Here is an 18,630-nt window from a genome sequence, read left to right as displayed (position 1 = left end):
GGATTTGGGAGAAAGGCATTTTATTCCTAAATGAAAAAATAAAGGAAATAGGAAAGTAGGGAAAATAGGGAGGAATGAAGCTTGGACGCAATGACTCTTGTTTTGTTCGGTGCTACAGGTGATTTAGCTAAAAGGAAAATTTATCCTGCTCTATATAATTTGTATGAGCAAGAGAATCTTCCAAGTGCCATTTCAATTGTTGGTACTGGAAGAGATCATTTAACAGATCAAGATTTTCAGAACATTGTAGAAGATGCGGTTATAACCTATTCGCGGCAGGCTAAAAAGGGACATATTCATATAACAAAATTTTTTGAGAAGTTTCGCTATGTCCGTTTGGACGCAACAAAAGAAGCTGATTTTGATAGACTTCTTGAAAGAGTGGTGCAACGAGAAGAAGAAATGGCTATTCCACAAAATCGTATGTTTTACTTGTCTGTGGCACCACAGTATTTTGATGTCATTGCCTTAAATATCGCATCAAGTGGATTAGGCGTAACAAATGGGTGGAGAAAATTAATCATTGAAAAACCATTTGGGCATGATCTTACATCTGCAAGAGTTTTGAATGAAAGTCTGAGACAGTTTTTTGCAGAAGAAGAAATTTATCGTATTGATCATTATCTAGGAAAATCGATGGTGCAGAACCTTCAAACTCTTGGTTTTGTGAATCCTGTTTTGAAGGCGATTTGGAATCGTAATTATATTGCGAATGTTCAAATTACCGCTAGCGAAACGATAGGAGTAGAGAGCAGAGCGGATTATTATGATCAAGTTGGTGCCATCCGAGATATGTTTCAAAACCATATGTTGCAATTGTTAATGATGACTGCAATGCAGTTACCAAAAAGAATGCATCCTGAAGAAGTCCGTAAAGAAAAGAGAAAAGTTATGGAGGTCCTTCGTCCATTAAAAAAGGAAAGGGTCAAAAATGATGTGATTCGTGGACAATATGGACATGGAGACTTGGATGGTACAAAGATTTCTGGATACGTAGATGAACGAGGGGTAGCGCAAAATTCCATGTGTGACACTTTCATAGCAGCACGATTATGGATTGATGATGAAAATTGGAAAGGGGTTCCATTCTATTTGCGTACTGGAAAGAGGATGAAGGAAAAATCAACTCGGATTGTGATCGAGTTTAAGAATCTTTTAAAGGAAGTATATAGAGATACAGAGCCTAATCTATTAGTGCTTGAAATAAATCCGAACGAAAGTGTAATGTTCCAATTTAATAGAAAAAACCATTTGGGGAATGAAAAGTACGAATCTTTTCAAACGGATTTCTCTGCAAAAATGGAGTCAATTCCAGAAGCATATGAATTATTAATTTTAGATGCAATGAAGGGTGATTCAACTTTTTTTGCCCATTGGAAAGAAGTTGAGCTAGCTTGGGAATGGATCCAACCTGTGTTAGATGCATTTGCGGAAAATAAGGTTCCTCTTCACCACTATAGAGCAGGATCCGTTGGTCCAGAAGCGTCCAATCAATTATTAATGGAAGACGAGTTTAAATGGTGGTAGCTGAAAAGACAACCATATGATAGAAAAGATTACTAGGAGGAAAATGTGATGCAAGTAGGATTAATTGGTTTAGGAAAAATGGGAGCAAACTTAGGGGAAAATTTAATAGACAGCGACCATAAAGTCATTGCATATGATTTAAATAAGGATGCGCGAAAAGAAATGAATCAATACGGTGCTAGAGGTGCAGATACTTTAAAAGAGCTAGTAGAATCCTTGGATACTCCTAGAGTGCTATGGTTGATGGTTCCGCATCAAGTTGTAGATTCTGTACTTGATGAAATGTCACCATTATTGGAAAAAGGAGATATCGTAATAGAAGCTGGAAATTCTCATTATAAAGAGTCCATTCGTCGTTATAATCAATTAAAGGAATTTGGCGTTTCCTTTCTAGATACCGGAACTTCTGGTGGTATGAAAGGAGCTCGTACCGGTGCATGTTATATGGTTGGTGGAGATCCTGAAGCATGGGAGAGTGTGGAGCCATTATTTAAAGATACCTCTGTTGAAAATGGGTATTTTTATGCAGGAAAAGCCGGGAGTGGACATTTCTTAAAAATGATTCATAATGGGATTGAATACGGAATGATGGCTGCGATAGGAGAAGGATTTGAGCTGTTAGAAAAAAGTGAGTTCCAATTTGACTATGAAAAGGTGTCGAGAGTTTGGAATAATGGTTCTGTCATCCGTTCGTGGCTCATGGAATTAACAGAATTGGCGTTTTCAAAAGATGCTAAATTAACTGAAATAAAAGGGATTATGCATTCATCAGGTGAAGGGAAATGGACGGTTGAAGAGGCTCTAAATTTGCAGGCAGCAACACCTGTAATTGCGATGTCTTTATTAATGAGATACCGCTCTTTGGACGATGATACGTTTACAGGGAAAGTAGTAGCGGCATTACGGAATGAGTTTGGCGGACATGCTATCGAGAAAAACTAGTACCAGATATTAATATCAAGTGATAAAATAATGCTATTGGATTAACTTTTCTAACCATGAAAGGAGTGATCACATTGTATTATTTTGCTGCCAATGTTATAAAAGTCTTTTTACGTATGTTTGGAAAAATAACGGTTTATAATAAACAGGTTTTGCCTAATCAAGGACCTTATGTGATTGCCTGTACCCATACTGGATGGGTAGATATATTTTATCTTGGCATTACGCTGTTGCCTTCGAACATTCATTATATGGCAAAAAAACAACTATTTGAGATTAAAGGGCTTGCTTGGTTACTAAAAAAGTTAAATGCTTTTCCGGTGGATCGAGATAATCCAGGACCAAGTGTGCTAAAAATCCCTAATCGATTATTATCCAAAGGTGAAATTGTAGGGATTTTTCCAAGTGGAACGAGGACGAACGAACAGATCGCTTTAAAGCAGGGAGCCATTACGATTGCCCAACGTTCAGAAGTTCCAATAATTCCGGTTGTCTACATGGGGCCCAATAATTTAAAAGAACTTTTTACACGGAAGAAAGCCTTCCTCATTTTTGGAGAGCCGATTTACATTACAGCAAAGGATAAAGAGGCAAGAACATATTATACTGGAGTTTTAGAACAGACCCTCAAACAATTAGAAGAAGAAATTCGTTAAAAACTAGGCGAAGATTACTAACCTGAAGAGAAGGGTTTCCTAAATGGAGACGCTTCTTTTTTTATAGTGTGCTAGACTTTACTTAAGTGAATTTAAAAAAGGAATGGTGTGAATGAATCGAAAAGTAGAGCTATTCTCAGTCGAAGGAATGACAATTGAATATTCGATGATAGGAAAAGGAGAGCCGGTGCTTATTTTCCATGGTGGTCATTCCAATTGTCTAGAAGAATTTGGTTATAAGACATTAATCGAAAATGATTTTTTGATTATTACACCTTCAAGGGCCGGATATGGAAGGACATCAAAAGAAATAGGTGAAAACTTAACGATAGCATGTCAATATTATCGTAAATTAATTGATGATCTTGGATTTGAGCAAGTCCATGTGATTGCAATTTCAGCTGGAGGACCAACTGGAATTCGATTTGCTTCGTTGTTTCCTGAAAAAGTGAAGAGTTTAACTTTAGAAAGTGCTGTTACAAAGGAATGGCTCACTCCGAAAGATATGGAATACAAGGCAGCTCATATCATATTTAGACCGAGAGTGGAGGCTTTCACATGGAAAATGCTAAGTACATTTAGCACTTTGTTTCCAAAGGCCATGTTTAAGATGATGGCCTCACAGTTTAGTTCGCTCTCAAAACAAGAACTACATAAGAGAGTAGATATTGGAGATGTCACTGAATTTAAAAACATGAATAGCCGCCAACGTTCAGGAAATGGTTTCCTTGTCGATATAAACCAGTCGAAAGAAATAACGGAGCAAGATTTTAAGGCAATTTTGAGTCCAACATTAATCATGCATAGCAAAAATGATGGATTTATATCATTAGATCACCCTCAATATGCGCTAACAAAAATTGTGGATTCACACTTACATCTAGTTGATTCGTGGGGACATTTAATTTGGATTGGGAAGCTAGCTCAGGAAACAGATGAAAAATTGATTTCATTTCTACGCTCAAATTCTATTTAGTAGAGTTAAGAATTTTTGAGAAAAACATGCAACCTATAAAATTTACTATCGTCTAATAGTGGAGGTGATTTTATGTTGCTCAGCCTTATGGGGCTAACTGTAGTGATTCATTTGATTGACACTCTAGCTTACTCTGTCCGATTAAATTCAGTGAAAAGTGGTAAATACGCATTGTCATTATCGTTATTTAATATATTTGTTTTAGTATCGAGAACAGCTAATATGCTCCAAGCCCCATTGATTGGGATGCTCATAGGAATAAGTATTGCAAATCAAACCGATCCGATAAAAGATATTAGGCTGGTCGTCGCATCTGCGACCATGGGTACGTTATTAGGAATTGTTTTGATACCGACTTTTTTAAAATTGTTTGCCAAAGCAGTGGATCGATTAGAAGTAAAAGGCTCAGTTCCTTCGATTGTCGTTGAAGCGCTAAGCATTTCGAATATAAAGAGAATAGTAAAAAATACGACAAGGCCAAATAAAAGAATGTTTTATCGTTTGCGCTATCGAGAAATTCCCAAGCGGTTATTATTGTTAAATACATTGATCACATCCATTTATACGATCGGCGTCATTTCTGCCTATTATGCAGCTTTCTTTGTAGCGGAAGATTTTCGTTTATCTGCTTCTGCTTCATCAGGAATGATTAACGGGGTCGCAACAATATTGCTTACTTTATTAGTGGATCCTCGAGCAGCCATTATCACCGATCAAGCAATAAGGAATAAACGCCCATATGGAGATGTCAAAGCTCTTGTGGTCTTGTTAATTGGAACCAAACTACTTGGCACGATAGTAGGACAAATCCTTATTTATCCAGCTGCGATAATCATCGCTAGTTTTTATAATTAAAAATGCTCAGCTTTGGATACATATGGAGGGAGTCTTTATTCTTTTATCCCGATTACTCGAATCCTTTTGTAATCAGCGATCCAATGATCCTCATTGAAAAGGAGCTCCTTCAATTGCATTTCAACTTTTGTGATCATCTCTTCCTTTTTATCCACAGGAATCCCCTCGAATAGCTGGTTCGCAAACATATGAATCCAATTCTTAAGTCCGTTTTCGCCCTCGAGCTTAGTTGGTCGATCGAAGTGTTGGGCGTAGGTTACTCGAAATCCGACTGTTTCCATGAGGGTGGAGTACTCGCTGATACTCGGGAAAAACCAAGGATTATGTTCAGCTTGAAATTCAAATCCTGATTCTTCGATTTGTTGAATAATTGCGTTTGTGATGATCTGGACATTTCCTTTTCCACCAAATTCAGCAACAAATCGCCCCTCTCTTTTAAGGCTATTATAAATGCACTGTAATGCTTGGCTAGGAGGCTTAATCCAATGAAGAGTGGCATTGGAGAAGACGGCATTAAATTCTTGCTGAAATTCCATGGATCGTGCATCTTGAACAGAAAATTCGATCAGAGGATACTTCGTTTTTGCTTGCTTAATCATCTTTTCCGAGCGATCCACACCAATAACATCGACCCCGATCTCATCTAATTGCTGTGCAAGGTCTCCCGTACCGCAGCCAAGGTCAAGGATCTTTTCACCTGCCGTCGGTTCTAATAATTCAATCAAGTTTTTTCCATATTTTGAAACAAATGAATGTTTTTGATCGTATAAATTAGTATTCCAATCCAAATGAAGCACTCCTTTTATTTTAATATGGCAGATCATTCAGTTTAATGGGTGTAACCTGTTTATGCTCCCAATCTTTTCGAATTAGGGCATAACAAATAGAGTCTGCAACACTTCCATCATCGTTTTCCCAAGCATCACGTAAATAACCTTCTTTTACAAACCCGCACTTATGTAGCGTTTTGCGCATCGCTAAGTTATCGCTACGGGTGTAGGCTTCCAGCCGGATCTTTTTATCTTGTAAATTAAAAACATAGTTAATCAACCAATGCATCGCAATTGTTGCATATCCATTTCCTCGAACCTTAGCATCAATACGAATATCAAAAGAAAGAATCGTATCATCCATATCGTGAACGATCAGAAGGCCAATTTTCTTGCTATCTTTTTCAATCCAGAATGTTTCTTTATTGGTGGAGTACCAGCCTTTATGGAATCTGCTTTCAATTTCATCAATGGAAGGGTGCGGATTTGAGTGGTATATCCAATGATTGCTCGTCATAAAGGACACCAAATCGTCAAGTTCGAAATTCAAGTTTTTAAAGGTAAGGTCACTCATCATAACACTCCTATTAATCTCATAAACTATATTCGAAATTTTTTGTTTTTTGGTGAAGTATACCATATATAATCTATTAAATACGTAAAAGAGGAAGATAAATGAAAAAACTTACTATTATCATGGATACAATGAACCAGCCATTTTGTTCAGGAGTGATTATTACAAAGGGAGATAAGGTCCTTGTCTCATTAAATATTGATGGATTGCTTGGGAAAGGGAGCGACGATATCTGAGTTGAAAAATAACGGTATCGAAATTGTCCATCTTAGAAACAAAGAAGAGGGTAAAAAACTCTGGGTCCCTACTGATGAGTCATTATCAATGGTTTGTAAACTATTATTAGAGTACGGATATAATTAATGAAGAGGTGATCTATTTGGAATATCAAAATCATGAGTCAAGGCATGTATTTCTAGCAATCAGTGTTGTGCTCCTGCTAACTTGTCCACTTTTTCTTCCTGTCATTCCCCAAACGGTAACAAACATTATGCATCATAAGTCCGAAATATGGCATGTCTTCACACCAAATGAAAGCTATATGGCCTTTGCAATCGGATTTTTCTTGCTCTTCTTATCATCTTTGACTCTCTTCTTTCTAGACATTAAAAAAATGTCGATTTTCATAAGTGTTCTTCTTGTGTTGATTAGTATAGGTTGTTTTATGATGGCAGCATTACCGTATAAAACGCTAGGAGATGAGGGGATTTCATTCAAAGAATTCATGTCAACGGATGTTTATACCTATTCGTGGGAAGAAGTTGAAAAAATAAATAGAATTGATATGGAGGACAAGGGATTTTATGACTATGAATTCTTGTTTACTGATGGGAATAAAATGTCTATAAGTTATAATGGCTATTTTCGAGAGATACTAGGTAAATTAGGTAATCAAATTGCTGTGATGAAGATAGAGGTAGTGACGGTTAACGAATAGAATCTTTCACTGATGAAATTTGTTGAATAACTCAGGTAAAACAAGAGGGTAACTAAATTTGGAGTTACCCCACTAAAAATGGTTAATCTTTCTCTTGACGTTTTCTTATTTGCTCTAAATGAAAAGGAGATTCTGGTTCTTCATCGACAACACTAAATGGATTGCCATCTAGGTCAAAGAAATCAAAGCCCTTCATTCCGCCAAAATCTTCTATTTCGGTTGTGGAAACCCCGTTTTGGGTCAGATGTTGATAAGCTTCTTCGATATTTTGAACGAGAAAATTATAATAAATATTTTTTCTTTTGCCCTTGATAACAAATTCCGAAGGTTGGGTCGTTTCAACCTTCACTAATGCTAACTGAGTAGAACTTTCCGAAAAATAGAAGCCTACTCCATCTTCCCAACTGTCAATTTTCTTCACACCAAGATTTTTTTCATACCAGTCACTAGCGTTATCCAGATCTGTAACGGGGATAAAGATACTTCCAACTCTAAACAAAGAAAAACTCCTTTCAAATACTAAAGTTTAGTAGAATGATGTTATTAGAATATTAAGTGAAATCATTATAACATGAAAAATACTTGAAAAAGAACGGTTTTATATTGGAGGGCTTACCTTGAAACAAGAAGAAGCGGTAGCTGCTATAACGAAAAGTCTTATTGCAGATGAACGGGTACTTGCAATTTTTCTTAAAGGGTCAATGGGAAGAGGAGAGTATGATGAGTATTCTGATGTAGATCTCTACTGTATGGTTGAGGAGGAACAACAAGAGTTTTTTCTACTGGACCGTTTAAAGCATTTAGCAGCTTATCGGCCCATAAAATTCTACGATGATTTTTTCATTATTGCACCACAAATGATTACAGTTTATGATGACCTTCTGCATGTAGATTTGTTTACTGTTACTGAAAAGAATTTCATAGAAAAGGATTATTTTAAAGTGGTGTATGATCCAACGGGAATCCTTAAAAAATTTGAGGCCACTCAAAATCTTCGACTGTCTAATAAGGAATTTGATGACTGTACATATGATATGGCATGGTTTCTTTTTCAATATTATAAAGCTGATCGAAGAAAAAATGATATATGGGCTGTTGAGATGCTCCATCAGGTTTTGAATAATTTTGCGAAAGTATTACTTCATCACTATCAGCCAGAGCGAGCACAATTGGGGTTAAAAGCGTTACACTCACATTTACTAAAAGAACAACTTGTAAGTATGAAAGATATCTTCAATTGCAATACACCGAAATGCCACGCCAGAGCAGTTAAGTTTATGATTAAGGATCTACAAAAAGAGATGATATGGATTGATTCTATGTTGGAAAAGGACTCTCAATCAGGTCGATTTCTCAATATGATGATCAATATCTTGGATTAGGGGTGAGAGTGTTAATGGAAACTTATTTAGATAAAATCACTAACCATTTATATGCCTTTTTGCTTTGGGATGATTCTTGGAATGCGTTTAATAATAGTTATTTATTAGTAGAGAGAAATGAGATTATTCTCATTGATTCTGGGAAAGCAGAGCATTTTCATTTTCTTGAACAAGCTTTGAAAAGTATTGGAATAAATAAAGGAGAGATATCCAAGTATTTATTGACTCATGGACATAAAGACCATATTGGTGGAATCTCATTTCTTAATCATTTAAAAGGGTTTATCCATCATAATGACATCGAACTAGTCCCAGATGAAATGAAAGAGCGATTTAATTCAGATTTATCTGGGGGAAATATGGAATATATCCTTCTAAGACATCATACAAAGGGCTCAGTTGCATATTATGATAAGCAACATATGGCTTTATTTTGTGGGGATCATATTTCCTTTTTTGGAGAAAAGCTGAATGAGAATCAGGTTGTTGACGAAGGAAATAAAGTACGAGAAAAATTCAAGCAATTTGTATATGATTGGTCTCAAAAGGAAGAAATGCGAAAACAATATGATTTTGAGTCTTTCATCATAGGGTTAAAAAAAATGCAGCAATTTGATATTGAATACTTATGTACAGGACATGGAGTAGTTCTGAAAGGGAATATTAATTCATATTTAGATGAACTGATAACAATAGAATCATAGTAAATGGAGATAGAATCATGATTTTACATATAATGAATAAAACAGATTGGTCAAAAGCACAAGAAGGAACAGTGTATAGTCCATCGAGTTTGAATACTGATGGATTTATCCATTGTTCAACGAAAGAGCAGGTGTTAGGCGTTGCGAATTTTCTATTTCAGGGACAGGAAGGTTTAGTGCTGTTATGTATAGACTCAAAAAGGGTCAAAGCAGAAGTAATATATGAGGATTTGTACGAATCAGGGAAGTTGTTCCCGCATATTTACGGACCGTTAAATATAGATGCTGTAGAAAGAGTAATTGATTTTCCAGCGAATAAAGACGGAGATTTTGAGATTCCTATGGAGCTTGAATGAATGGTGGTGGCACTTAATGAAGTTTTATCGTTTTAGAGAAGAAGACGGTAAAAAAATATCAGCATATCAATCTAATTTTATGATGTCCCGTATTATGAAAACGGAAGAAGCAACCAATATCGGTTGTATATATTTAAAAGAAAATGGTGTGATCGGCTACCATCAAGCTGTAACTCCTCAACTCCTTATCATTGTTCAAGGGGAGGGAGAGGTACGAGGGGATAGCGATGACTACTTTCAGGTTAAACTGGGAGATGCAGTATTCTGGGAAAAGGATGAATGGCATGAAACGAAAAGTGAAAAAGGTTTAACGGCGATAGTGATCGAGTGTGAATCGCTAAATCCCGCATTATTTATGCCTAGAGCAGCAAAGGAGAAAAAAATGACAGTAACTAATGCAGAAGAATATCATGATCCCATTTTATATGATAAGGAAAATGAATCACATGCACCTGAGATTCCATTCTTATTAAAATGGGCCTCGAAATCGAACGGTCCAATCATTGATTTGGCTTGTGGAACCGGGAGGATCACTATCCCATTAGCGAAAAATGGCTATGAGTTAGTAGGTGTCGACATTCATAACGGAATGTTAGAGGAAGCTTTAAAGAAAGCGGGGAACCTCAAGGTACCGATAAAATGGGTGGAGCAGGATTGCGCAAAATTAGAGCTTGATTTAAAAAGTTCCTTGCTGTATTCAGTTGGAAACTCATTTCAACATTTTCTAACAAACGAAGCACAAGATGGCTTTCTTTCATCCGTAAATAAGCATTTAGAAATGAGTGGAATTTTCATTTTTGGGACAAGGTTCCCAAGTGCCGAAGAATTATTGCAACCTAATACAGAAGAATATTGGCGAACCTATATTGATAGTGATTCACTCCAAAAAGTTGATATGTACACCATTAGTCAATATGATTCGCTAAATCAAATTCAACATTACACAACCATTCGCAAATATCGCAATAAAGACGGAAAAATAGTGGATGAAAAAAGAACAAATATTAGCTTGAGATATGTTTTTCCTAAGGAAATGGAGAGACTGTTAATCGCCCATGGCTTTGAAATTGTACACGTGTTTTCGGATTGGAAAGAAACTCCCATTAGTCAAAATAGTTATGAAATGGTTTATGTATGCCGTAAAGCGAAATCGATTTTAGGGGGAATCAACAATGGTCATAAGAGAGATTAAACTTAGTGATGTTGTGATTGCCCATAATGAAGTAGCGCTAAGCTTATATAAGAAAATGGGTTTTGAAATTGAAGGGGTAAAACGAGACTCCTTGTATGTAGATGGAGAATTTGTTGATGAATACTAAATGTCCAAGCTTTTATGATAGTGAACGGCATTTCGCCAATCAGCGCGTTTAAAGGAGTATAGTATGGAATGGTAAGGGGGAAGATATCTAACTGACATAGGAGGGGAAATGATGGAAAATATCTCAAACATTGTGCATATCGGAGAATTAATTGCTGTTTCTAAGGTTTTTCAACTGAACCCTTACCAAATGATAACATCGATAGAGAATGGTTTAGTGGAAGTTTTTGAAACGAAGGAAGCCTTTATAACAAAATACGGGGACAAAGAAACGTATGATGAATTAGAAGATTGGTGTGAGTTAAACAATGGGAAGATTTTTACTAAACCCAAGTAGGAAGTAGACAGTGATAAATTTTTACAATTGCCTTTTGATTGGATGGGAAGATCTTTTGTCATCCAACCTTCGATTGCCCCTTCACACTTCGCTCTTTTAAGGAGAAACACAACACATCAAGTAGATAAATTTAGAGGAGAGAGCGGATTTGTTCCGACCATGAATAGAATACCTAGGAAACATCTTATTTAATTCTCCAGCCTCGCTCCTCGACCTTTTCTTAAGAAAAATCCTTTTTATACTGTTGGGCCATGTAAATCCCACTAGCTAAAATGGCTAACGCATATTTAAACAAGAAAAAAACGTTCCACATATAGTCTTTCGGAAAAATGATGTCACAAAGAATAATCACCAAGAGCATACAGTAACTGCTTTTCAAGAAGATTTTATTTGTCCGTTCGTCGTCTTTCCCAATCTTCTTATAAAATACATAAGCAAAAATCACACTACCTATGAGCAGTAAAAACCCAACTCCAATGAGAATATTCCAATTTCCTGGTGATTGTTCAGCCCAGTTCTTTAAAGAATGAAAAATGGCGTCATGGATATTTGAGAGAAACTTAATTTCCATTGTGTTCATCTCCTTTCACATAATTAAAAATATCGTTTACATCAACATTAAAAAAATCAGCAATTCGAAAAGCTAGTAGGAGAGTGGGGACATAATTTCCTTTTTCCATGACGAAGATGGTTTGTTTGGAAACGCCAACTTTCTCTGCTAATTCTTGCTGAGACATTCTCGCAAGTACACGATATTCATAAACCTTATTTGATATCGAATCACCAAAATCTTTCTTCATGATTATCACCTCTTAAGTGGAATTATAAACTCTATTTTTACAAAAGTAAAGTAAACTTATACAAAAGTGCGTAATATATTTATTTTATCTAATATTACTTTGGTTTATGGGGAATGAGGTAGTATCGGCAACTACATATACGCAATAAAGGATATCCAATTCCCAATCTAGAAATAGAACTGTATACGAAATTACTTCAGGAGAATAGTAATGGAAAACATTATTGAGAGAATCATTCAGGAGTTAGAACAAGCTGAGTTGCAAAAGTATTGGCCTGGTTTTGAAAAGGTTGCTTATGCTGTATACAATGAAACAGAAGTAACTATTTTTAACCATCCTAAATTTAAACATCAAGAAAAGCTGAAAAGGGATGCACATTTTAATGCTTGTACCTTAATTATGTATGAGGACTACCCAACTGCGATAGTTGATCTACAATTTTTCGAAAAGTTTGAGGACTTGTATTCAATCCTTGTTCATGAATTATTTCATGGTTATCAATATTTAAAAGGAGAGAAGCGATTTCCTGACGAAATGAAAGGAGTTACATATCCTGTATCAGGAGAAAATGTGGAGTTGCGAAATCTTGAGAGGTTGAATCTCTTTCATGCTTTAGTAGAAAAAGACCCCGCTAAGAAGAAAGAATATCTCCAAGCATTCGTCTCTCTTAGGGAACAAAGAGCGATAGCTATCGATGAACACTTAACCTATGAGAATTTAATAGAAACAGTTGAAGGACCAGCTTGGTATGTGGAAATGAGGGCATACTATGAAAAGAGTGGACTCGAATTTTCCACGATCTTACGTAAATATGGTGAACCGTTAAAGGATCCTTATCAATCAACGATTAAAGTTCGTATGAGTTGCTACAGTTCTGGATTGTTTATGTGTGTATTACTTGATGAGCTTTCTCCAAAATGGAAGGAGACGTTTTTTAATGCGAAAAAAACAATCTACGATTATATAAAGGAATGCAGCGATATTGACATAACACAATCATATAGATTGATTGAAATCAGTTCTGAGACGAAGAAGATAGTCGATTCTGTCATAAAAAATAAAGAGGAAAAATTTACGGCATTTAATGAACAAGAAGGAATTCATCTGACTATTGTTGGAAAAATCATCGCTACGGCTTTTGATCCGATGAATATCGTGATGTTAGATCGTAAAGTATTACATCAAAACTTCTTGAAAATTAGAATTCATGACGAAGAATACCTTTTACAACAACCCGTCGTGACAAAAGGGGAAGGGCTCCGACAGATGAGAGAACTTCATCTTCGATTAAGGAGCGAGCTGGTAATTCGAAAATCCTCCCTCTTTATCGATGGCATTGGTGAAATAAAAGGGAAGGTTGAGAAAAAGGGGGAGCATTTTTACTTAAATATTCGCTGATTTCGCAATGAATGTGGTTATTTTTCGTAAATGTCCAAGAGCTGACATTTACACGCTAATAGGGTTCGTATTCACACATTATTTTTGCGCAGCACTTTTTGCTGCGATTAAACTTCTATTTGAGGAAAAAACTGAATTTTTTTAGGCGATTTACAACTCAAAAACGACAATATTTGCGAAAAGAGCTTAACGATTTGAGGGTTGACTGTCCCCTTAGGGATTAGCTTATGATTCTCATGAGGTGAAGAAAATGCTGATAAATGAAGTATGTAAAAAATGCTCTCTAACGAAAAAAGCGATTGAGTATTATGAAAAGCAGGGGCTTGTACATCCAAAAATAGAAGAGAATGGCTATCGGAATTATAGTGTTGAAGATGTCACGATTCTACAAGAAATCGCAGTGCTCCGAAGTCTAGGGCTTGGTATTCCTGAAATTAAAGACATATTATCAAGTAACAACAAGTCGTTCGCGTTATCTAAATATCAATATGTAATGGAATTAAAGAAACAAAGGATAGTGGAACAGCAGAAAGCACTTGAGATGTTAAGGGAAGATGCTCAAGTTGAGCATGTTCGTGACTATATTAAGGAGCATATTCTCCCGTCGTTAACGATCAAGGAAAAACTTGTCCAATCCTTTCCTGGGGGATATGGAGTTTATTTGTCCATTCACTTTGGAACCTTTTTAAATGAAAAAATAAATAGTGATGAGAAGAAGAACGCCTATTGTAAAATTGTTGAGTACCTAGATAACTTAGAAGTGAGTGAGGAAGTTGAGAAATATTTGGAAGGTTCCCTCGCTTTATTCAAACACGAGGATATAGAAACGATGGATAAGACTATGTTAGACGCAGTTGAACATATTGAAGAATATATGGAAACAAATAAACAAAGCATTGAGGACTATATTCAATTTCGTCATTCTGAAGACTATAAGAAAACAGATGCTTATAAATGGCAGCAACTGCTTTTAGAATTTCAGAAGCAGAGTGGTTACGCAGAAATATTTATCGCCAATTTGAAAATCTTGAGCGACTCTTATCGCCACTATTTTAATAAATTGGAAAAAGCTAATGAGAAATTCAAGGAAATATTCCGTGAAAGAGGAGTTGAATCGTAATAAATATTCGATTTGCAGTTTCTCATGATATTAAGCAATTAGTCCAGATGAGATGGGACTTCACTATTGAGTTTGATGAAAGCAAGAAAAACGAGTCTTTCTCTGACTTTGAAAAAGAATGCCACTTATTTTTGGAAAAGGCGTTACAGAGCGAACGTTGGATCATTTGGGTAGCGGAGGAAAATGGCGCAATCGTATCCCACATTTATATTGAGTTAATCGATAAAGTACCTCGTCCTGGGAGAACTACCTATCCCTTTGCTTATATGACGAACGTTTACACGGTTCCAGCTCATCGAGGAACAGGAATTGGAAGCAGGATGCTAAATAAAATTAACAAGTGGATCGAAGACAATCATTATGAATTTGTGATCGTGTGGCCAAGTGAGGAGGCCATTTCCTTTTATAAGAAAAATGGCTATGTTCATAGCAAGGAGCCGATGGAATATGTTCCATCTTGAAAAGGATGTGTTGATAATGAAAGTTTCTTTAATCGCAGCATTCGATCAAAATAGAGTACGATTACTATTTTCATGTATATGAAAAGAAAGCTGATTTTTTCTCATAATGGACTTGACTTTAAAACTGTATTAACCATATAATACATATATATCAGGTGTATTATATGGTTAATACAAGATGGAAAATGTTTTTTTACCCCTTGTGTATGAACCGAATAATACGGATATTTTTTTACACACTATGTATTAATCGCTTGATACAAGTTCATTTTTGCTCACACTGTATGAACCAATTAATACACGAATTTTTTTGCTCATCCTGTATTAAGGTGTTGATACAATGATTTATCGAAATACACTAAGTTTTTTTAGGAGTTGGATCTATGAATATTAAGTTTAACAACCGGGATCCTGTTTATGTGCAAGTCATTCGGCATTTTAAAGAGCAAATGGCTACAGGGTTATTTGAACCAGGTCAAGAGATTCCTTCAAGGAGGGAATTGGCCAATCAATTGAAAATTAATCCAAATACGGCGCAGCGGGCGTATAAAGAAATGGAGGAGCAGGGCTTGATTTTTACTGAAGGAAACTTACCTAGTCGAATGACAACAGATGAGAAGACATTTCAAATGGTGCGCAATGAATTGATTTTAGAAGCGGTCGATGCTTTTGTCGATGCTGTTCGAACGATTAAGGTACCGTTAGATGAGGTTCTACCTATAGTAGAGCAAAAATATAAAAATGAAAGCTATGAATAAGGGGGGAATGACTGTGATTGAGTTAAAAAATGTAACAAAAAAATTTGGGAAGAAAAAAGTCCTAAAAGGGGTTTCCTTTACAGCTGAAAAAGGAAAGATTACTTGTTTAATTGGGATCAACGGAGTGGGTAAAACAACGATAATGAAAGCGATTATGAATCTTACCCCAATTGACGGTGGTGAAATTCTCATAAATGGTGAAAAAATTCATAAAGGAAGTTATGAGAAAGTAACCTTCATTCCTGATGCAATTACGATGTTGCCAAGTATGAGAATTCGTGAAGCTTTCACATTCATGGCTGATTTCTACGACAGCTGGAATCAAGAGAGAGCGAGTGAACTATTAACATTTTTTAAATTAAAGGAAGAAGAGCGAATTTCTGAATTATCAAAGGGAAACACAGCGAAAGTGAATTTAATTCTTGGACTAGCTTTAGATGTCGATTACGTTCTCATGGATGAACCTTTTTCAGGCATTGATATATTCAGCCGTGAGCAAATTGCTGATGTGTTTACAAGTCATTTAATTGAAGATCGCGGCGTTATCATTACCACGCACGAAATTAATGATATTGAACATTTAATTGATAAGGTTGTATTACTAGATGATGGTGTGATATTGAGAGAATTCGATACAGAGGAAGTTAGAGAGAATGAAGGAAAATCTGTAGTCGATGTGATGAGAGAGGTGTATAAAGCATGAATCGTTACTTAAAACTAGTGAACTTTGAGTTTGAACGTTTTGTTAAATTTTATCTTGTCTTAATAGGAGTTACGATTCTTTCGCAAATCGTGGGGCTCATCATTACATCGAAAAGTTATATGAGTCGGGCAAATGAAGAAATCTACGTAAATTTAATGCCACAAAGCGATTTCCTTGATCAGTATGGAATGATGTCTTTTTATAATTTTTCGCAAACGGGATGGTTTATCGGACCGATTGCCCTTTGTATTGTGGCATTAGTCATCTATGTTTTCTTTATTTGGTATCGCGATTGGTTTGGCAAAAATACCTTTAGCTATCGTTTATTCATGTTACCGACAGAGCGAATCAATATTTACTTTGCAAAAGCAACGACAATTTTACTGTTTGTGTTAGGTCTTGTTGCCTTACAAATTTTATTATTTCCTATTGAAAGCCAAGTGTTAAAATGGATAGTTCCACCTGAATTTCGAATGGATATGTCTGTATTAGAAATTACCGGAAATCTATATTTCCTATATTTATTGTTCCCGAAAACATTGATTGAATTTGTACTATTCTATGGAACTGGAATGGTCGCCGTATTTGTGATGTTTACAGCGATTCTATTTGAACGCTCGTATCGTCTAAAAGGAATTTTGTTCGCTATTCTGTATGTAGGTATTTCTTTTTTAGTTACGATGGGGCCGTTATTAATTGATACCTTTATCCTAGATAATTACTTCTATCCAATGGAGTTATTCTTACTAGAGGTTGGGGCAGTATTAATCGTTCTAGTTGCAGCGTTATGGATCGGAAATAAGCTCATCAAGCATAAAATTAGAGTTTAAGGGAGTGAGATAAATGAAACGATATTGGAAAATCAGCCTGCTTTCAATTGCAATGGTAATCGTCCTTGGCACTTTTTATCTGCAATCTGGATTAGCAGCAAAAGACAATGTCAAAATAGAGTTTAAAAAAATCAGTGGTGATGAAGCTGAATTGAATGACTTAGTTTTATTTGGTGATTATCGAATTGGGGATATGACTCAATCTTTTAGACAAGTTTCAACTAAAGAAACGCTCATTTTAAATAATCGCTCATTTCTTGAAGAAGTGCTTAACAACAACTATTTACCTGTTTTCGAGAAATTGATTGATGAGCACCGAAGTTTTATGCGTGGAAAAGATATTTATGGGAATTCTTTTTTTGAAAATGAAAATCTCTTAGCTTATGCTGGGATGAAAAGGGATTTTAACTATAGCTCCATTGATTATACGTTAGATGTGGATATTTTAGATAAGAAAACAAATGACACAAATTCGTTTCAATATAAAGTACCAAACGCTAATGAATATGGTTGGTACGATGTTGAGGATGTTCAAATATTCGATGGGATTTTATCGGTCATAGTGCGCTCGAGTCTTACAACTGGAGGAGAAGAAGCGTCTCTATACACTTTTGATATGGAAACGCAAAAGTTAGTCAACAATGAAAAGATTGTTTCGACTTCTACCGTTGAAAACGGATGGTCCGGTTTGATTTTAAATGATAATCAATCTTCCATTCAACCTGAAGAATATATATTAATCGAAATAGAGTCAGAATCCTATGAAAATGAACAGAGTTTTCCTTCTGGGGTAAAAGAAACATTCGTCTATAACAAGGAAACGAATGTGTTGAAGGAAGTAAAAATGCCTGAAGAATTAGCTGATGCTATATATTCCAGCACGATAAAAGATGGAAGATTATATTTCTCCAATGTGACGGAAAAAGGATTTGAAGTACATCAATATGATATTGAAAAAGAACAATGGGAAGCTGTAGAAAAATTTGATAAACCAGATATGAAAAATGGTTATGAAACGACTTATACGACTTTAATGAATGGAAAACTTTATTCCACTTATTTAACGGATAGCGGACATATCTTGTTTATCGGAGATGTTACCACTGGTGAAACCTTATATGAAGGCAAAATTATAGTAGATCATCCTGATTATACAAAGGAGAGCCTCTATATTCATTATATTGAGTAGATGCTGTTATTAAAATGGTCGAGAAAAAGTTAGCTGT

Annotated in this window: 24 protein-coding genes and 1 pseudogene; 20 read left to right on the top strand and 5 right to left on the bottom strand. The window is 35.7% G+C overall.

Features of this window, described 5'->3' with window-relative positions:
• Positions 1-81: 81 nt before the first annotated feature.
• From zwf to BMSHG_RS20270, 5 genes are all read left to right on the top strand, one after another.
• Complete coding sequence (gene zwf / locus BMSHG_RS20290; protein ID WP_019156310.1) at positions 82-1,527, top strand: glucose-6-phosphate dehydrogenase; 1,446 nt, start codon at positions 82-84, stop codon at positions 1,525-1,527.
• Positions 1,528-1,575: 48 nt separating this feature from the next.
• Positions 1,576-2,469: a phosphogluconate dehydrogenase (NAD(+)-dependent, decarboxylating) gene (gene gnd, locus BMSHG_RS20285; RefSeq protein WP_019156309.1), complete on the top strand. Its 894-nt coding sequence runs from the start codon at positions 1,576-1,578 to the stop codon at positions 2,467-2,469.
• Positions 2,470-2,543: 74 nt separating this feature from the next.
• On the top strand, positions 2,544-3,125 hold the full coding sequence (locus BMSHG_RS20280; RefSeq protein ID WP_019156308.1) for a lysophospholipid acyltransferase family protein: 582 nt from the start codon (positions 2,544-2,546) through the stop codon (positions 3,123-3,125).
• A 112-nt stretch (positions 3,126-3,237) separates the two neighbouring features.
• A complete protein-coding gene (locus tag BMSHG_RS20275; protein WP_019156307.1) occupies positions 3,238-4,101 on the top strand; it encodes an alpha/beta fold hydrolase in 864 nt (287 codons plus the stop codon).
• A gap of 72 nt (positions 4,102-4,173) precedes the next feature.
• On the top strand, positions 4,174-4,956 hold the full coding sequence (locus BMSHG_RS20270) for a lipid II flippase Amj family protein (protein WP_019156306.1): 783 nt from the start codon (positions 4,174-4,176) through the stop codon (positions 4,954-4,956).
• A 35-nt stretch (positions 4,957-4,991) separates the two neighbouring features.
• Here BMSHG_RS20270 and BMSHG_RS20265 read toward each other — a convergent pair whose 3' ends face one another.
• A complete protein-coding gene (locus tag BMSHG_RS20265) occupies positions 4,992-5,780 on the bottom strand; it encodes a class I SAM-dependent methyltransferase (protein WP_051030958.1) in 789 nt (262 codons plus the stop codon).
• The gene (locus BMSHG_RS20260) at positions 5,764-6,300 is read right to left on the bottom strand and encodes a GNAT family N-acetyltransferase (protein WP_019156304.1); all 537 of its coding nucleotides are present in this window, start codon (positions 6,298-6,300) and stop codon (positions 5,764-5,766) included. Before BMSHG_RS20260 ends, BMSHG_RS20265 begins: the two co-directional genes overlap by 17 nt.
• A 101-nt stretch (positions 6,301-6,401) precedes the next feature.
• On the opposite strand from BMSHG_RS20260, the gene BMSHG_RS29330 reads away from it, so the two are divergent.
• Both BMSHG_RS29330 and BMSHG_RS20250 read left to right on the top strand, forming a co-directional pair.
• Positions 6,402-6,536, top strand: coding sequence for a hypothetical protein (locus BMSHG_RS29330; protein WP_019156303.1), 135 nt, complete (start codon positions 6,402-6,404; stop codon positions 6,534-6,536).
• A gap of 143 nt (positions 6,537-6,679) precedes the next feature.
• On the top strand, positions 6,680-7,237 hold the full coding sequence (locus BMSHG_RS20250) for a hypothetical protein (RefSeq protein ID WP_019156302.1): 558 nt from the start codon (positions 6,680-6,682) through the stop codon (positions 7,235-7,237).
• 82 nt (positions 7,238-7,319) lie between these two features.
• Here the strand turns inward: BMSHG_RS20250 and BMSHG_RS20245 are convergent, their stop codons facing one another.
• A complete protein-coding gene (locus BMSHG_RS20245; RefSeq protein ID WP_019156301.1) occupies positions 7,320-7,736 on the bottom strand; it encodes a VOC family protein in 417 nt (138 codons plus the stop codon).
• 118 nt (positions 7,737-7,854) lie between these two features.
• On the opposite strand from BMSHG_RS20245, the gene BMSHG_RS20240 reads away from it, so the two are divergent.
• The 6 genes and pseudogenes from BMSHG_RS20240 (at position 7,855) to BMSHG_RS20215 (ending at position 11,334) form a co-directional block, all read left to right on the top strand.
• Positions 7,855-8,619 (top strand): nucleotidyltransferase domain-containing protein, encoded by a 765-nt coding sequence (locus BMSHG_RS20240; protein ID WP_019156300.1) that lies wholly within the window; start codon positions 7,855-7,857, stop codon positions 8,617-8,619.
• Positions 8,620-8,633: 14 nt separating this feature from the next.
• A complete protein-coding gene (locus BMSHG_RS20235) occupies positions 8,634-9,323 on the top strand; it encodes an MBL fold metallo-hydrolase (RefSeq protein WP_019156299.1) in 690 nt (229 codons plus the stop codon).
• 17 nt (positions 9,324-9,340) lie between these two features.
• Positions 9,341-9,679: a DUF952 domain-containing protein gene (locus BMSHG_RS20230; protein ID WP_019156298.1), complete on the top strand. Its 339-nt coding sequence runs from the start codon at positions 9,341-9,343 to the stop codon at positions 9,677-9,679.
• Between the two features lie 382 nt (positions 9,680-10,061).
• Entirely contained in the window at positions 10,062-10,871 is an 810-nt protein-coding gene (locus tag BMSHG_RS26595) for a class I SAM-dependent methyltransferase (RefSeq protein WP_051030965.1), read from the top strand.
• Positions 10,872-10,896: 25 nt separating this feature from the next.
• Positions 10,897-10,998 (top strand): annotated as a pseudogene (locus tag BMSHG_RS27815) (GNAT family N-acetyltransferase); the annotation flags it as partial.
• A gap of 111 nt (positions 10,999-11,109) precedes the next feature.
• Complete coding sequence (locus BMSHG_RS20215; protein WP_019156295.1) at positions 11,110-11,334, top strand: hypothetical protein; 225 nt, start codon at positions 11,110-11,112, stop codon at positions 11,332-11,334.
• 220 nt (positions 11,335-11,554) lie between these two features.
• Here BMSHG_RS20215 and BMSHG_RS20210 read toward each other — a convergent pair whose 3' ends face one another.
• Positions 11,555-11,905, bottom strand: coding sequence for a hypothetical protein (locus tag BMSHG_RS20210; protein WP_019156294.1), 351 nt, complete (start codon positions 11,903-11,905; stop codon positions 11,555-11,557).
• Entirely contained in the window at positions 11,895-12,134 is a 240-nt protein-coding gene (locus BMSHG_RS20205) for a helix-turn-helix transcriptional regulator (protein WP_019156293.1), read from the bottom strand. Before BMSHG_RS20205 ends, BMSHG_RS20210 begins: the two co-directional genes overlap by 11 nt.
• Before the next feature lie 210 nt (positions 12,135-12,344).
• Here BMSHG_RS20205 and BMSHG_RS20200 point away from each other — a divergent pair, with 210 nt between their 5' ends.
• The 7 genes from BMSHG_RS20200 to BMSHG_RS20165 all read left to right on the top strand — a co-directional run bounded on the left by BMSHG_RS20200 (position 12,345) and on the right by BMSHG_RS20165 (position 18,593).
• On the top strand, positions 12,345-13,532 hold the full coding sequence (locus BMSHG_RS20200) for a hypothetical protein (RefSeq protein ID WP_019156292.1): 1,188 nt from the start codon (positions 12,345-12,347) through the stop codon (positions 13,530-13,532).
• Between the two features lie 250 nt (positions 13,533-13,782).
• Positions 13,783-14,652, top strand: coding sequence for a MerR family transcriptional regulator (locus BMSHG_RS20190; RefSeq protein ID WP_019156290.1), 870 nt, complete (start codon positions 13,783-13,785; stop codon positions 14,650-14,652).
• Positions 14,653-14,699: 47 nt separating this feature from the next.
• On the top strand, positions 14,700-15,113 hold the full coding sequence (locus tag BMSHG_RS20185; RefSeq protein WP_019156289.1) for a GNAT family N-acetyltransferase: 414 nt from the start codon (positions 14,700-14,702) through the stop codon (positions 15,111-15,113).
• Between the two features lie 383 nt (positions 15,114-15,496).
• On the top strand, positions 15,497-15,871 hold the full coding sequence (locus tag BMSHG_RS20180; RefSeq protein WP_019156288.1) for a GntR family transcriptional regulator: 375 nt from the start codon (positions 15,497-15,499) through the stop codon (positions 15,869-15,871).
• Positions 15,872-15,884: 13 nt separating this feature from the next.
• Positions 15,885-16,574, top strand: a complete 690-nt coding sequence (locus BMSHG_RS20175) for an ATP-binding cassette domain-containing protein (RefSeq protein WP_019156287.1) — start codon at positions 15,885-15,887, stop codon at positions 16,572-16,574.
• The gene (locus tag BMSHG_RS20170) at positions 16,571-17,404 is read left to right on the top strand and encodes a hypothetical protein (RefSeq protein WP_019156286.1); all 834 of its coding nucleotides are present in this window, start codon (positions 16,571-16,573) and stop codon (positions 17,402-17,404) included. The genes BMSHG_RS20175 and BMSHG_RS20170 overlap by 4 nt, the downstream gene beginning before the upstream one ends.
• Before the next feature lie 13 nt (positions 17,405-17,417).
• The gene (locus BMSHG_RS20165; protein WP_019156285.1) at positions 17,418-18,593 is read left to right on the top strand and encodes a hypothetical protein; all 1,176 of its coding nucleotides are present in this window, start codon (positions 17,418-17,420) and stop codon (positions 18,591-18,593) included.
• Positions 18,594-18,630 lie beyond the last annotated feature (37 nt).

Origin of the sequence: Robertmurraya massiliosenegalensis JC6 (assembly GCF_000311725.1) — a bacterium.
Classification (GTDB): Bacteria; Bacillota; Bacilli; order Bacillales; family Cytobacillaceae; genus Robertmurraya; species Robertmurraya massiliosenegalensis.
This window is presented reverse-complemented; position numbering and strand designations above follow the sequence as displayed.